The following is a 15,195-nucleotide window of genomic DNA, read 5'->3' as shown; positions in this document are numbered from 1 at the left end:
GGATGAGGCGAGCCCCCGGTAAGGGGGCCGCCGGGGGATCACTGCTCTGCGAACGCGCGTTCGATCACGAAGTCGCCGGGCTTCGTGGTGTTGCCTTCCTTGAAGCCACGCTCTTCCATCATGTGCTTGAGGTCACGCAGCATCTCGGGGCTGCCGCAGATCATCACGCGGTCTTCGGCGGGGTTCAGCGCGGGCAGGCCCAGGTCGCGCGCCAGCTGGCCGTTTTCGATCACTGTGGTCACGCGGCCCTGGTTCTTGAAGGGCTCGCGCGTCACGGTGGGGTAGTACTTGAGCTGCTTGGAGACGATCTCGCCCAGGAACTCGTGCTTTGGCAGCTCCTCGGTGATGTAGTCGTGGTAGGCCAGTTCCTTCACCTCGCGCACGCCGTGCACCAGGATGACCTCTTCGAACTTCTCGTAGGTCTCGGGGTCGCGCATCAGGCTCAGGAACGGGGCCACGCCAGTGCCGGTGGAGAGCATGTACAGGCGCTTGGCGGGCAGCAGGTAGTCGATCAGCAGGGTGCCAGTGGGCTTCTTGCCCACCACGATGGTGTCGCCCACCTGGATGTGCTGCAGGCGCGAGGTCAGCGGGCCGTCAGGCACCTTGATGGACAGGAACTCCAGGTGCTCTTCGTAGTTGGCGCTGGCAATGCTGTAAGCGCGCAGCAGGGGTTTGCCGTTTTCGCCGCGCAGGCCAATCATCGTGAAATGGCCGTTGGAGAAGCGCAGCGCGGTGTCGCGTGTGGTGGTGAAGGAGAAAAGGCGGTCCGTCCAGTGGTGGACGGACAGGACGCGTTCTTCAAGAAAGGCGCTCATGGTGCGTTAGATGGAAAAGTTGGAAGCTAATAAGAAAAACTGGCTGAAGTACAGGCCCCGGAACGCCTTAAAGCGCGATGTCCAGGCCGGAAAGCTTGTGGCTCACAACCCTCCATTGTTCCGCATCTGGCAAAGCCGCTTTTCTTTTGGTGATCGGGGGTAGCGTAGGTGCCAGCTTTTTGTTGAACTGCAGGAAGATTTCCATGCCTTCGGGCAGGTCGTCTTCGGCATAGATGGCATTGGCCGGGCACTCCGGAATGCACACCGCGCAGTCGATACATTCGTCGGGGTCGATGACCAGAAACTCTGGTCCTTCCTTGAAGCAGTCCACCGGGCACACATCGACGCAGTCGGTGTACTTGCACCGAATGCATGCGTCCGTCACAACGTGCGTCATTCTGGGGCTCCTCTTGCACCGTTTTTGGGGGCGCAAAAACACCGTTGCAGAGTCTGGTTGATTCCGCTACATTGACATGAAATGTAGTGTTCACAACATTTAAGTTAAGTGAATGCTACACAAAATGCAAAGCGCGTACAAGCACTTGCAACAATGCAATGAACGGGTCGTCACGATGACTGAACACACCAAGACCGATGGGCTTCCGGGCATGGATGCGCCAGAGTTGCCGCAGGTGCTCGAGCGCGCTCGGCCCCGCAACGAGCGCATGAACGCTGCCAAGGTCGAGTGCAATGCGTGCCCGGTGCTGTGCCAGATTTCCGAAGGCCGCGCAGGGGCTTGCGACCGATACGCCAACCAGTCGGGCGTGCTGGTGCGGCTGGACCCGGTGGTGCTGCTGCGCAAGACCCTGGAGGCGGGCGCGGCCACGCTGGTGCCGTTTGTAGGCCGAGCACAGCCAAAAGAAGGCGTTGATTCCGAGGTGACTTTAGAACCCACATGGAACGGCGATCTGCTGCTGTCTGAGGAGGTGTTCGTAACGGGCGTGGGCTCGTCCACCACCTACCCGGACTACAAACCTGCGCCCTTCATCGTGGGCTCCCAAACCGACGGCGTGGACATGGTCACCGTGGTCACCGAGGGCATCTTCAGCTACTGCAGCTTCAAGGTGAAGATCGACACCGACCGGTTCCTCGGCTCCGAGCAGGCCAATGTGCGCTGCAAGGGCGAGGTGGTGGGCCATGTGACCACGGCGGAATACGGCTCGCAGATGCTGTCGCTCGGCGGCGTGCACCACCTCACCGGCGGCACCAAGAAAGAAGGCCGTATCACGGCCGAGATGATGCAGGCGCTGGGCAACAAGCAGGCCGTGGAGTTCACCATCGACGGTGGCTCGCAGCTCGTGATCCAGGCGGGGCGCGCGCCCATCGTCAATGGTGTGGCCGAGCAGCGCATGCGCGTGGGTTGCGGCTCGGCGGCCGTTGGCATCTTTGCGCGCCAGTTCTTCGGCCATGCGGACGAGGTGGTGGTGGTGGACGACCACATCACCGGCGTGCTCACCGAGCATCAGGCGGGCCGTTGCCTGGACATGAAGCCTTCAGGCATTCAGATGCGCGGGCGCAAGTCCACGCCGGGCCGCTACTTTCAGGTGGCCAACCCCGGCACCGGCTGGGGGGGCACCGACATTGCCGACCCGCTGTCCATCATCGAAGGCTGGGACGTATCCGTCGCCTGGCCGGGGTTGCGCCTGTTGATGACCTCCACCACCGGGGAGCACGCGAGTTGGTACGTGCTCGACGAAGCCCTGGTTCCTGTGGAGGTCGAGATGCCCGCCGAAATCCGCCGTATCGTGGACCGCATCGGTGAGAACTGCGAGCCCTCGCTGGCATCCGTGCTGTTCCTTGGCGGTGCAGGCGGCAGCCTGCGCGCAGGCGTCACCGAGAACCCGGTGCTTCTCACGCGCTCCATCAAGAGCGCGCTAGTCAACGTGACCTGTGGCGGAGCCCCCGCCTATGTGTGGCCGGGCGGCGGTATCACCGTGATGGCCGACGTGCTGCGCATGCCGGACAACAGCTTTGGCACCGTGCCCACCCCCGCCATCGTGGCGCCCATCGAGTTCAGCATGCGCCGTGTGGACTACGAAGCGCTGGGCGGCCACACCGAGCAGATCCGCAGCCTGCGCGAAGTGCTGGAGCGCGGCGCGTGGCACAACGACGGTGCACCGCAGGCGCGCGTGTGGCAGACCTTGCCTGCCGCCAATCCGTGGCCGCTGGGCCGCCCACCCCTGCTGGGCTGATATGAAACACCCCCTGAGTCGCTTTGCGCCTTCCCCCTCCAGGGGGACGACACCCTCGCTGCGGGGCGGCCCTTGCTCGGCGTCTCTGGCGGGGGCCGCGCCGGTGTTTACGGCTGCGGGCGGTGCGCCCTGCGGTGAATACTGAAACACACATGCAAGCCGCTCGCAAGCTCCTGTCCGATGGCCGCTGGCATTTCCAGCATGGCCCGATGGACCTGATCCTCCAGGCCGAAGGGGCGCGCGATGCTGTGGCCCAGGCGCACGAACGTGCCTGGCAACGCTTTGAAGTGCTGCTGCAGGAGCTGGTGAATGAACTGCCCGGACTGCGGGCGTCAGTGGGTGAGCGCTGTTGTGTGCAGGGCGTGGTGGCGCGCCGCATGTGGGCCGCCTGCGGTCCCTTCCGCGCAGGCTTCATCACATCGATGGCGGCCGTGGCGGGTGCAGTGGCGCAGGAGATTCTGGCCTGCTACGAGCAGCCGGGCATAGACCGCGCCTGGGTCAACAACGGCGGCGACATTGCGCTGCACCTGGCGCCCGGCCAGTCGGTCACGGTGGGGGTGTACGCTGATATCGCTGCACTGAATGCCGCACAGTTGCGCGACGGCCTGGTGCTGGATGGGCACATACGCATCGACAGCGCCATGCCGGTGCGCGGTGTGGCCACCAGCGGCTGGCGCGGGCGCAGCCAGTCGCTCGGCATTGCGGACAGCGTGACGGTGCTGGCGCGCACGGCGGCGCAGGCGGATGCAGCGGCGACCATGGTGGCCAACGCGGTAAATGTGGCCGATGCGCGAATTGTCCGCATGCCCGCGTGGCAGGTGCGGGACGACAGTGACCTGGGTGCCATTCCTGTCACCGTGGATGTCCCTGCCTTGCCTGAAGAGGCGGTGCGCCAGGCCTTGCACCAGGGGTTACAAAAAGCGCAAGAATTGCAGTCCGGCGGCCTGCTGTGGTTTGCGCTGCTGGCGTGCCAGGGGCAGTTGATGGCGACCTCGGCGCCTCAGGCGCTGGCGCATGCAGCGTGGCCCCGAATTGCAGGGGTGGAATCGGAAGTTGGTTCAGTATTTGCTTAACGAAATGCACAGGTCTTCAAAATGATCCAGATACGACGCGTTTTCACCCATCTTGAGGAAATCCGGCACGAATTCGGGCCGGTGGCCGATGTACCGCTGCTGCGTGGTGCCATCGGCGCGGTGCTGACCAACCCATTTGCGGGACGGTATGAGCCCGACATCCTCCCCACGATGGACGCGCTGCAGGACGTGGGCCTGGACATGGCCCAACGCCTCCTGAAGGCCATGGGCGTGCCCGCCGAGCGCATCGAGACCTATGGCAAGGGTGCCATCGTGGGCGCGGCCGGCGAGCTGGAACACGGCGCGCTGTGGCATGTGCCCGGTGGCTACGCCATGCGCGAACTGCTGGGCTGGAAAGGCGACCGCAACGCCTACGCCAAGGGCCAGGCAGAGGAGAAGACCGGGCAGCCCGCCAACGCGCTGTCCATCGTGCCCTCCACCAAGAAAGTGGGCGGCCCCGGCGCGGCGCTGGATGTGCCGCTAACCCATATCAACGCCAGCTATGTGCGCAGCCATTTCGACGCCATCGAAGTGCGTGTTCCGGGTGCGCCCTCCGCTGATGAGATCGTGTTCATACTCGCCATGACCACGGGCCCGCGCATCCACGCCCGCGTCGGAGGGCTCAAGGCGGCAGACATCAGCCAGTGGAACGGCCTGCGCTGAGCCGCACGCCGACCCGCACACCATCGAACAAGACAAGATCGCAAGGAGTCAAAAAATGCCAGCCAAGATTCGAAAGATCATCGTCCAGACCGACGAAGTCCGCGTGGAAATGGGGCGTGACGTTCAACCCCCGGTGCGCAAGGCACTGGCCATGGCCGTGATCGAGAACCCCTGCGCAGGCCGCTATTTGGAGAACCTCGACGAACTCATCGCCATCGGTGAGGAGCTGGGGGGGCTGTTGGGCGCCCGCTGCGTGCAGGCCCTGGGCATTGCTCCGGGCGATGCGCACAGCTATGGCAAGGCCGCCATCGTGGGCGAAGCGGGCGAGCTGGAGCACGCCGCCGCTATCCTCCACCCCAAGCTAGGCGCACCACTGCGTGTGGCAGTGGAGAAGGGCGCCGCACTGGTCCCATCCAGCAAGAAAATGGGAGGTCTCGGCACGGCCATCGACGTGCCCCTGGGCCACAAGGATGCGGCTTACGTGCGCAGCCATTTCGACGCCATGGAAGCCCGTGTGGCCGATGCCCCGCGCGCCCATGAAATCGTGGTGGCCGTTGTCGTGACGGACAGCGGGCGGCCGTTGCCACGTGTCGGCGGCCTCACGGCCTCTGAAATACAGGGCGTTGATGGCCTGCGCTGAGCCCGGCGCGCGCACAACACACACCTGTCCGTCTCACCCCCGTTCGATCTCTCTCCAACCATCCTTCAGGAGTCTCCCCATGACGATGCGACGAAACCTCATGCGTGCCACGGCTGCGGCTGCATTGGCCCTTACCCTGGCCCCTGTATTTGCCCAGGGCGTGATCAAGATTGGCGAGGTCAACAGCTACAAGGCGCAGCCCGCTTTCCTGGAGCCCTACAAGAAGGGCATGGAGCTGGCGGTCGATGAGATCAACGCTGCGGGCGGCGTCAATGGCAAGAAGATCGAACTGATCACGCGCGACGACAACGCCAACCCCGGCGACGCCGTTCGTGTGGCCGAAGAGCTGGTGTCGCGCGAGAAGGTCGATGTGCTGGCTGGCACCTTCCTGTCGAACACCGGCCTGGCGGTGGCCGACTTCGCCAAGCAGAAGAAGTTCTTCTTTCTCGCAGGCGAGCCGCTGACGGACAAGATGACCTGGCAGGGTGGCAACCAGTACACCTTCCGCCTGCGCCCTGGCACCTACATGCAGGCCGCCATGCTGGTGCCCGAGGCCGCTAAGATGAAGAAAAAGCGCTGGGCCGTGGTCTACCCCAACTACGAGTACGGGCAGTCTGCTGTGGCGGCGTTCAAGCAACTGCTCAAAGCCGCCCAGCCCGACGTGGAGTTTGTGGCCGAACAAGCCACGCCACTGGGCCGGGTGGACGCCGGCAGCGTGGTGCAAGCGCTGTCGGATGCCAAGCCCGACGCGATCTTCAACGTGCTGTTTGGCGCAGACTTGTCGAAGTTCGTGCGTGAAGGAAACACGCGCGGCCTCTTCAAGGGCATCGAGGTGGTCAGCGTGCTGACGGGCGAACCCGAATACCTGGACCCTCTGAAAGACGAGGCCCCCAACGGCTGGCTGGTAACTGGCTATCCCTGGTACGGCATCAACACCCCAGCACACAAGGCGTTCGAGCAGGCTTACCAGGCCAAGTTCAAGGACTACCCGCGCCTGGGTTCGGTGGTGGGCTACAGCATGATCAAGTCGGCTGCGGCCGGTATTGCCAAAGCCAAGAGCACCGACACTGACAAGCTGGTCGCTGCCTTCAAGGGACTGCAGGTGGACACCCCGTTCGGCAAGATCACCTACCGGCCTGAAGACCATCAGGCCACCATGGGCGCGTTTGTCGGGCGCACCAAGAACGAAGGCGGCAAGGGCGTGATGGTCGACTACGTCTACCTGGATGGTGCCGATGCCAGGTATCAGCCGTCCGCTGCCGACGTGAAGAAGTCACGAAGCGCTGATTGATTCCTCTGAGGTTTGAGGCGCCTGCGGCGTCTCGGCCCCGGCAGACACTACCGGCGGTCCGGCACAGGCGGATTCTGCGGGTGCTGTCTGGTGTCGGCTGGGGCACGGTCGGATTCTTTCATGGCCTTCGCGCTGGCAAAAATGGTGTGAACGGGCCCTACAGGGTGTATCGAACATGAGTTTTTCGGGTTTCATCGTTCAGCTCATCAACGGGCTTGCGAGCGCGTCGTCGCTGTTCCTTGTGGCGGCGGGTCTGTCGCTGATCTTTGGCGTGACCCGCATCGTGAACTTTGCCCATGGCTCGTTCTTCATGGTGGGCATCTACGTCGCGTACTCGCTGGTCGAGCGCCTGAGCGGTGCCCTGGGCTTCTGGGTGGCCTTGCCGCTGGCAGCATTGATTGTTGGTGTGCTGGGGGCGCTGATCGAGGTGGTGCTGCTGCGCCGCATCTACAAGGCGCCCGAGCTGTTCCAGCTGCTGGCCACGTTTGCGCTGGTGCTGGTCATCAAGGACGCCGTGCTGTGGCTCTGGGGCCCCGATGAACTGCTGGGCCCGCGCGCGCCGGGCCTTTCGGGTTCCGTCAGCCTGCTCGGGCGGCAGTTTCCCACCTACGACCTGTTCCTCATCGTGGTCGGTCCGCTGGTGCTGGGCGCGGTCTGGCTGCTCCTCACGCGCACCCGGTTTGGCACGCTGGTGCGTGCAGCCACGCAAGACCGCGAGATGGTGAGCGCCCTGGGCGTCAACCAGGCCTGGCTGTTCACGGCCGTGTTTGCGCTGGGCGCGATGCTGGCCGGGCTGGGTGGCGCACTGCAACTGCCGCGCGAGCCCGCGACGCTGGAGATGGACCTGCACACCATCGGTGCCGCCTTCGTGGTGGTGGTGGTGGGTGGCATGGGCTCCATCCCGGGTGCGTACGCCGCAGCCCTGCTGATCTCTGAGATCAAGGCCATCTGCATCTGGCTGGGTGTGGTCGATGTGTTTGGCCTGAGTGTTTCGTTTTCCAAGCTGACCCTGGTGGTGGATTTTCTGGTGATGGCGGTGGTGCTGGTCTGGCGCCCGTGGGGCCTGTTCGGCCGACCGCAGGCGCCCAGCCGCTACGTGGGCATGCAGGAGGAGCCGCTGCGCCGGCCTGGCAAGGCTTACCTGGTGGCGGCCGCCGTTCTGGGCCTGCTGCTGGCGGCAGCGCCGCTGCTGACAGCGCAGTCGCCGTACACCACGGTGTTGCTGATTGACCTGCTGATCGCAGCGTTGTTTGCGGCCAGCCTTCACTTCATCATGGGCCCTGCGGGCATGCACTCCTTCGGCCATGCCGCCTACTTCGGGCTGGGCGCCTATGGTGCGGCCCTGCTGGTGCGCTCGCTCGGGCTTCCGATGGAGATCGCACTGGTGGTGGCGCCGCTGGTGGCGGCGGCCGGGGCGTTTGTCTACGGGTGGTTTGCGGTGCGGCTGTCGGGTGTGTACCTGGCCATGTTGACACTGGCCTTCGCCCAGATCACTTGGGCTATCACCTACCAGTGGGACAGTTTCACGGGTGGCAGCAACGGCCTCACAGGCGTGTGGCCTGCGGCCTGGCTGGCAGACAAGCGCATGTATTACTGGCTCACGTTGGCACTGGTGGGGGCAGGGGTGTGGTGGCTGCGCCGCGTGCTGTTCTCGCCGTTTGGCTATGCGCTGCGCGCGGGGCGCGACTCGGTGCTGCGGGCCGACGCCATCGGCATCGACGTCAAGCGCATGCAGTGGGCGGCGTTTGTGGTGGCAGGCACAGCTGCAGGGCTGGCGGGGGCGCTGTATGCGTTCTCTAAGGGCAGCATTTCGCCGGAGTCGCTGGCCGTGGGCAAATCGGTGGACGGGTTGGTGATGGTGCTGCTTGGCGGCATCCAGACGCTCGCAGGCCCCGTGGTGGGCGCGGTCACCTTCACCTGGCTGCACGACACCGTGGCGCGCAACACCGACTACTGGCGTGCCATGCTGGGCGCCATCATCCTCATCCTGGTGCTGCTGTTTCCGCGCGGCATTGCAGGCACCATCAAGCAGATTTTTGACAACATGCGCGACGCCAAGAACACCAAGAACACCAAGAACGCCAAGGAGAGCACAGCATGAGCCTCCTCAAAGTCACCGGCCTGGGCAAATCGTTTGGCGGCGTCAAGGCGGTGGATGGCATCCACTTCGAACTGGCGGCTGGCGAGCTGCTGGCGCTCATCGGCCCCAACGGCGCGGGCAAGTCCACCACCTTCAACATGGTCAACGGCCAGCTGCCTGCTGATGCAGGTTCCATCCAGCTGGACGGCCAGGAGCTGGTGGGTCGCAAGCCGCGCGACATCTGGCGCATGGGCGTGGGCCGCACCTTCCAGATCGCCGAAACCTTTGCATCGCTCACGGTGGTGGAGAACGTGCAGATGGCACTGATCTCTCACGATGGTCTGCTGTTCTCCCTATGGCGCAGGGCTGCCGACCACAAGCGCGAGGAAGCCCTGGCGCTGCTCGACCAGGTGGGCATGAAGTCGCAGGCCGACCGGCCCTGTAGCGTGCTCGCCTACGGCGATGTGAAGCGCGTGGAGTTGGCGATTGCCATGGCCAATTCTCCCAAGCTGCTGCTCATGGACGAACCCACTGCCGGCATGGCGCCCAAGGAGCGCAACGAACTCATGGCGCTGACCAAACAGCTGGTGATCGACCGCAACATGGCGGTGCTTTTCACCGAGCACAGCATGGACGTAGTGTTTGCCTACGCCGACCGCATGATCGTGCTGGCGCGCGGGCGCCTGATTGCCGAGGGCAAGCCGCTGGAGCTGCGAGACCACCCCAAGGTGCAGGAGGTCTACTTCGGCACCGGCAAGACCTTCGAGAAGAAAACCGCAGCCAATGCGGAGGCGGCATGACCATGACGACCCACAACCCCAAAGAACTGCTGCTCCAGGCCAAGGGCCTGCAGGCCTGGTACGGTGCCGCACAAATCCTGTACGACGTGGACCTGGACGTGCGCCGTGGCGAAGTCGTGGCGCTGATGGGCCGCAACGGCGCAGGCAAGTCCACCACGCTCAAGACGCTGATGGGCATGCTGGCCAAGCGCAAGGGCAGCATCCAGTTCATGGGGCGCGACCTCTCCAAAAGCGACCCGCACGACGCCGCGCGCCTGGGCCTGGGCTTTGTGCCCGAAGACCGCCGCGTGTTCACCGACCTCACGGTGATGGAGAACCTGGAGGTAGGCCGCCAGTCCGCCCGTACTTGGCCCGACGGTGCGGCCGCCCCGGTGTGGACGCCCGAGCGCCTGTTCAAGCTCTTCCCCAACTTGGGCGAGATGCCCCAGCGCCCCGGCGGCCGCATGAGCGGTGGCGAGCAGCAGATGCTCACGGTGGCCCGCACGCTCATGGGCAACCCCTATTTGGTGTTGCTGGACGAGCCCTCCGAAGGTGTGGCTCCTGTGATCGTGGAGCAGATGGCACACATGATCCTGGAGCTGAAAGAACAGGGTGTGAGCATTCTGCTGTCCGAGCAGAACATGCACTTTGCCGAGCTGGTCTCCGACCGCGCCTACGTGCTCGAAAAGGGCCAGATCCGCTACCAAGCCAGCATGGCCGAGCTGGCCGCCAACGACGAGGTGCGGCGCGCCTACCTCAGCGTCTGACCCCCCGCTGCCAACGCGCACCTGTGGTGTGTGACCCACGTGTGCCGTTGGTTACAAAAAACACCTCTACAAGCACTTGCACGATGTTTGCCCCCACGCGGAAACTTTGCCTTTTGATGTAAGGAGCACTACATGAAGTGTCGAGAAGTGGTGGATGGATGCATCGACCGCCGCAGCGCCATGGTGGGCCTGGCGGTTGCGGGGGTGGCATGGGCAGGCCCGGCAGCTGCCGAGACCGGGGTGACAGACACCCGCATCAAGGTGGGGCAGTCGGCCGTGTTCACTGGCCCGGCCAAGGATTTCGGGGTGGACTACAAGGCCGGCATTGCGCTGGCGTTCGACAAGGTCAACAAGACCGGTGGCGTGAATGGGCGCACGCTGGAGCTGGTGTCGCACGACGATGCGTACGAGCCCAAGAAGACGGCCGAGAACACGGCCAAGCTCATTGACGAAGACAAGGTCTTCGCCCTGATCGGCTATGTGGCCACCGGCAACCTCATCGCCGCCATGCCCCTGGCAGAAAAAGCGGGTGTGCCCATGTTCGCGCCGCTCGTGGGTACCACGTCTTTTCGTACCACGCACAACCGCTACCTGTTCCACGTGCGCGCCAGCTACGAGACCGAGTTGCGCAAGATCGTGGGGCACCTGGCCACGCTGGGCATCAACAACATTGCCGTCATCTACCAGAGCAGCGCGTTCGGCAAATCCAACCTCGACACCTGCCTGCAGATCGCCCAGGGCCTGAAGGTCAAGGTGGTCGATTCCGTGCCCATGGAGATCGCCGCCACCGACGCCAAGCCCCAGGTCGCGCAGCTCACCAAGGCACAGCCGGGCGCCGTGGTGATGATCATGGCGGGCAAGATGGTGGAGGTGTTCCTGCGCGACTACCGGGCGGCGGGCGCAGCCTCGCCGCTGTACACCATCTCGGTGGGCATCACCGATGCACCGGGGTCGGCCCAGCGCCTGAACGGCGGCATCGAAGGGCTGGTCACCGCCAGCATCGTGCCCTCGCCGCAGGCCAGCCGCATGGGTATCGTGGCTGACTACCGCAAGGACCGCGCGGACGCGGGCGAGAAGATCGACAGCTACACCATGCTGGAGGGCTATATCGCCGCGCGCGTGTTTGTGGAAGGCCTCAAGCGCGCGGGGCGCAACCTCACGCGCGAAAGCTTCATCAAGGCCATGGAAGACATGGGTACCACCAAGATTGGCGACTTTCCGCTGCAGTACGGCCCGGGTAGCCACAATGGCTCGAATTTTGTGGACCTGGAGATGTACACGCGCAGCGGGTCGCTGCGACGCTGAGAACAACCCACCGAGACATGCACGCGCCCGCTTCACACTCCTCGGTTGTCGTCAATGGCCAGCCGTTTGTCCTGCCGCAAAGCACCTTGGCCAGTGCCACGCTGCTGCACGTGCTGCGCAACGACTTGGCCCTCAACGGCCCCAAGTACGGTTGCGGCTTGGGGCAGTGCGGGGCGTGCACGGTGCTGGTGGATGGCATTGCCGCGCGGGCCTGCGTGATCCCGGCGCAGGGCGTGGCAGGCCGCGAGGTGACCACGCTGGAAGGGCTGCCCAGGCGCTGCAGCCGCACCGCAGGGCTTCACCCGGTGCAGCAGGCCTTTGTGGATGAGCAGGCCGCGCAATGCGGCTATTGCCTCAACGGCATGGTGATGATGGCCGTGGCCTTGCTGGAGCGCAACCCAGACCCCGACGAAGCCGCCGTGCGCCGCGAGCTGTCGGGCAACCTGTGCCGCTGCGGCACGCATGTCGAAATCATGCGCGCCGTGCTGCGCGCGGCGGTGCTGATGCGCGAGGCTCAGGCATGAGCGCCACACCTGACAACGCCGCGCCCCTGCGCGCCCACAGCCCGCTCACCCGTGCCGACTTCCATGCCGCGCAGGGCGTGCTGCTGGTGGTGCGCAACCCGCCGCCCGCGCCACCGCCCGTCAAGGGCCAGCCCGCGCTGGTGGCAGGCAACCCGGCCGAGGGCGTGGAGATCCTGATCGCCGTGTGGGACGACGGCAGCGTGACTGCGCTGAGCGGCCATGTGGATCTGGGCACCGGCATCCGCACTGCACTCGCGCAGATCGTGGCCGAGGAACTGGATGTGCCGATGGCGCAGGTGAACATGGTGCTGGGCGACACCACGCGCGCGCCCAACCAGGGCGCCACCATTGCCAGCGCATCCATCCAGATCCACGCCAAGCCCCTGCGCACCGCCGCTGCGCAGGCGCGCCACTGGCTGGTGGCGCAGGCCGCAAAGCAGCTGGGCGTGCCGGTGGAGGCACTGCAGGTGCGTGCCGGTGTGGTGCAGGTCGCCTCAGACCCGTCGCGCCAGCTGGCCTATGGCGCACTGCTGGCGGGCGCGCACACCACGCTGGAGCTGGTGGATGCCACGCCCACCAAGGCTGCCGCCGATTACACCTTGGTCGGCCAGTCCGTGCCGCGCGTGGACATCCCCGCCAAGGTCAGCGGCGAGCTGGTCTTCGTGCACGACATGCGCGTGCCCGGCATGCTGCACGGCCGCGTGGTGCGCCCGCCGTATGCGGGGGCCGACCATGGCGACTTCATCGGCAACACACTCGAATCGGTGGACCAGCAGTCCATCGCGCACATCCCCGGCATCCGCGCCGTGGTGGTCATCCGCGACTTTGTGGGCGTCGTGGCCGAGCGTGAGGAACAGGCCGAGCAAGCCCTGCGCGATCTGAAAGTGCGCTGGAAGGACTGGCCCGGCTTCCCGCGCCAGGACAGCACCGAGGCGCTGGAACAAGCCATCCGCGCCAACCCCGCCACCCAGCGCCGCCTGGTGGACGAGGGCGATGTGGAGGGCGCCCTGGCCGCGCTGTCTGCCAACGGCCAGCCCATGCCGCGCACCTATGTGTGGCCCTACCAGATGCACGGCTCCATCGGCCCATCCTGCGCGGTGGCCGAATGGCGCAGTGATGACAGCACCGGCCGCCCGCGCATGACGGTGTGGGCTGGCACGCAAAACCCCCATGTGCTGCGCGCCGACCTGGCCCGCCTGATGGGCCTAGCCGATGTTGACATCGACCTCATCCGCATGGAGGCCGCAGGCTGCTACGGCCGCAACGGGGCCGATGATGTGGCAGCCGACGCCGCACTACTCGCGCGCGCCGTGGGCGCCCCGGTGCGCGTGCAGCTCACGCGCGAGCAGGAACATTTGTGGGAGCCCAAGGGTACGGCGCAGCTCATGCAGGTGCGTGGCGGGCTCAAGGCCGATGGCACCGTGGCGGTGTACGACTTCGAAACGTCTTACCCCTCCAACGGCGCGCCCACGCTGGCCCTGCTGCTCACCCGCACCATCGAGCCCGTGGCCCAGGCCTACGAGATGGGCGATCGCACCGCGCGCCCGCCCTACCAGTACGACAACCTGCGCGTGGCCGTCAACGACATGCCGCCCATCGTGCGCGCATCGTGGCTGCGCGGCGTGTCGGCACTGCCCAATTCCTTCGCGCACGAGTCCTATGTGGACGAACTGGCCACCGCTGCGGGCGTGGACCCAGTGCAGTTTCGCCTGCAGTTGCTGAACGACCCGCGCGCCGCCGAACTGGTGCAGGCCACGGCCGAAAAGGCGGGCTGGATTCGCCGCACCGGCCCGCAGCAGCGCCCGCTGGATGGTGACAACCGAGGTGACTGGGTGCAGGGCCAGGGCTTTGCCTACGCCCGCTACATCCATAGCAAATGGCCCGGCTTTGGCGCTGCCTGGGCGGCCTGGGTGGCCGATGTGGAGGTCAACAAAAAGACCGGCGAGGTGCATGTGCGCCGCGTGGTGGTGGGGCACGACGCGGGCCTGATGGTGAACCCCGCCGGTGTGGAGCAGCAGGTGCACGGCAACGTGCTGCAGACCACCAGCCGCGCGCTCAAGGAGCAGGTGACGTTTGAGCCCGTCAAGCAGGCCGTGGACAACCGCGAATGGGGCAGCTACCCCATCCTGAGCTTCCGCGAGGTGCCGGTCATCGAGGTCATGCACATGCCCCGGCAGGACGAGGCGCCGCTGGGCTCCGGCGAGTCGTCGTCCGTGCCGGGCACGGCGGCGATTGCCAACGCGATTTTTGATGCGACGGGTGTGCGCTTTCGCGCACCGCCCTTCACGCCCGAAGTGGTGCGTGCCGGGCTCAGCCCCTTGCCCGGTGGCGCGGGCAATGCCGCCGCTAGCGGAACCCCGCCAGCGGAACAGGCCGAAGTGTTGCCCACGTTGGAACTTCCCGTGCCCGCTGTACCTGCCAGCGCCACTTGGCCCGCAAAACGCAGCCCCTGGGCACGCGCCTTGGCTCTGGTCGCTGGTGGCATCGCCATGGGCGCAGCGCTGCTGGGCTGGCGCCCCTCCATCGCCCCCGTGGTGCAGACCGCGGGTGCCTCGGTCTACAACGCCGCCACCATCGAGCGCGGCCGCCTGCTGGCCGCGGCGGGTGACTGCGTGGTGTGCCACACCGCCCCCGGTGGCACGCCCAACACGGGCGGCCGCGCCATGGAAACGCCATTCGGCAAGGTCACCACCACCAACCTCACGCCCGACCCTGAGACGGGCATAGGCCAGTGGTCCTTCAGCGCCTTCCAGCGCGCCATGCGCGAAGGCATCTCGCGCGACGGCAAGCACCTGTACCCTGCGTTCCCCTACACGTCGTTCGCCAAGATGAGTGACGACGACCTGACCGCGCTGTACGCTTACCTGATGGCACAGCCCGCCGTGCGGGCCGAGGTTCCCAAGACCGAGTTGACCTTCCCCTTCAGCGTGCGCCCGCTCATGGTGGGCTGGAACGCACTGTTCCACGACCCCACGCCTTTCCAACCCGACCCGACCCGCCCGCCCGAATGGAACCGGGGCGCCTACCTGGTGCAGGGCGTGGGCCACTGCGGCGCCTGCCACACGC

General features: G+C 65.7%; 13 protein-coding genes. 11 read left to right on the top strand and 2 right to left on the bottom strand.

Features of this window, described 5'->3' with window-relative positions; all coding sequences use genetic code 11:
• Nucleotides 1–38: 38 nt before the first annotated feature.
• Together DBR12_RS20165 and fdxA are read right to left on the bottom strand one after the other, a co-directional pair.
• Nucleotides 39–815: a ferredoxin--NADP reductase gene (locus tag DBR12_RS20165; protein ID WP_108618860.1), complete on the bottom strand. Its 777-nt coding sequence runs from the start codon at nucleotides 813–815 to the stop codon at nucleotides 39–41.
• A 67-nt stretch (nucleotides 816–882) separates the two neighbouring features.
• Nucleotides 883–1,212, bottom strand: coding sequence for a ferredoxin FdxA (fdxA, locus tag DBR12_RS20160; protein ID WP_108618859.1), 330 nt, complete (start codon nucleotides 1,210–1,212; stop codon nucleotides 883–885).
• Nucleotides 1,213–1,387: 175 nt separating this feature from the next.
• On the opposite strand from fdxA, the gene DBR12_RS20155 reads away from it, so the two are divergent.
• From DBR12_RS20155 to DBR12_RS20105, 11 genes are all read left to right on the top strand, one after another.
• Nucleotides 1,388–3,007, top strand: coding sequence for a 6-hydroxynicotinate reductase (locus DBR12_RS20155; RefSeq protein WP_108618864.1), 1,620 nt, complete (start codon nucleotides 1,388–1,390; stop codon nucleotides 3,005–3,007).
• A 152-nt stretch (nucleotides 3,008–3,159) separates the two neighbouring features.
• On the top strand, nucleotides 3,160–4,080 hold the full coding sequence (locus DBR12_RS20150; RefSeq protein WP_108618858.1) for a UPF0280 family protein: 921 nt from the start codon (nucleotides 3,160–3,162) through the stop codon (nucleotides 4,078–4,080).
• A 21-nt stretch (nucleotides 4,081–4,101) separates the two neighbouring features.
• Nucleotides 4,102–4,743 carry an amino acid synthesis family protein gene (locus tag DBR12_RS20145; RefSeq protein WP_108618857.1) on the top strand — a complete coding sequence of 214 codons (642 nt, stop codon included), beginning with the start codon at nucleotides 4,102–4,104 and terminating at the stop codon, nucleotides 4,741–4,743.
• 55 nt (nucleotides 4,744–4,798) lie between these two features.
• Nucleotides 4,799–5,383 carry an amino acid synthesis family protein gene (locus DBR12_RS20140; protein WP_108618856.1) on the top strand — a complete coding sequence of 195 codons (585 nt, stop codon included), beginning with the start codon at nucleotides 4,799–4,801 and terminating at the stop codon, nucleotides 5,381–5,383.
• 79 nt (nucleotides 5,384–5,462) lie between these two features.
• On the top strand, nucleotides 5,463–6,674 hold the full coding sequence (locus tag DBR12_RS20135; RefSeq protein WP_108618855.1) for an ABC transporter substrate-binding protein: 1,212 nt from the start codon (nucleotides 5,463–5,465) through the stop codon (nucleotides 6,672–6,674).
• A 175-nt stretch (nucleotides 6,675–6,849) separates the two neighbouring features.
• Nucleotides 6,850–8,775, top strand: coding sequence for an ABC transporter permease (locus DBR12_RS20130; RefSeq protein ID WP_108618854.1), 1,926 nt, complete (start codon nucleotides 6,850–6,852; stop codon nucleotides 8,773–8,775).
• Nucleotides 8,772–9,554: an ABC transporter ATP-binding protein gene (locus DBR12_RS20125; protein WP_108618853.1), complete on the top strand. Its 783-nt coding sequence runs from the start codon at nucleotides 8,772–8,774 to the stop codon at nucleotides 9,552–9,554. The genes DBR12_RS20130 and DBR12_RS20125 overlap by 4 nt, the downstream gene beginning before the upstream one ends.
• 2 nt (nucleotides 9,555–9,556) lie before the next feature.
• Nucleotides 9,557–10,300 carry an ABC transporter ATP-binding protein gene (locus DBR12_RS20120; protein WP_108618863.1) on the top strand — a complete coding sequence of 248 codons (744 nt, stop codon included), beginning with the start codon at nucleotides 9,557–9,559 and terminating at the stop codon, nucleotides 10,298–10,300.
• A 132-nt stretch (nucleotides 10,301–10,432) separates the two neighbouring features.
• Entirely contained in the window at nucleotides 10,433–11,605 is a 1,173-nt protein-coding gene (locus tag DBR12_RS20115; protein WP_199226738.1) for an ABC transporter substrate-binding protein, read from the top strand.
• Between the two features lie 17 nt (nucleotides 11,606–11,622).
• Nucleotides 11,623–12,129: a (2Fe-2S)-binding protein gene (locus DBR12_RS20110; protein WP_108618852.1), complete on the top strand. Its 507-nt coding sequence runs from the start codon at nucleotides 11,623–11,625 to the stop codon at nucleotides 12,127–12,129.
• Nucleotides 12,126–15,195: molybdopterin cofactor-binding domain-containing protein (locus DBR12_RS20105; RefSeq protein ID WP_108618851.1), on the top strand; the 3,070-nt coding region annotated here is incomplete at its 3' end. The genes DBR12_RS20110 and DBR12_RS20105, both read left to right, overlap by 4 nt.

Origin of the sequence: Acidovorax sp. HMWF029 (genome assembly GCF_003060895.1) — a bacterium.
Lineage (GTDB): Bacteria > Pseudomonadota > Gammaproteobacteria > Burkholderiales > Burkholderiaceae_C > Acidovorax.
This window is presented reverse-complemented; position numbering and strand designations above follow the sequence as displayed.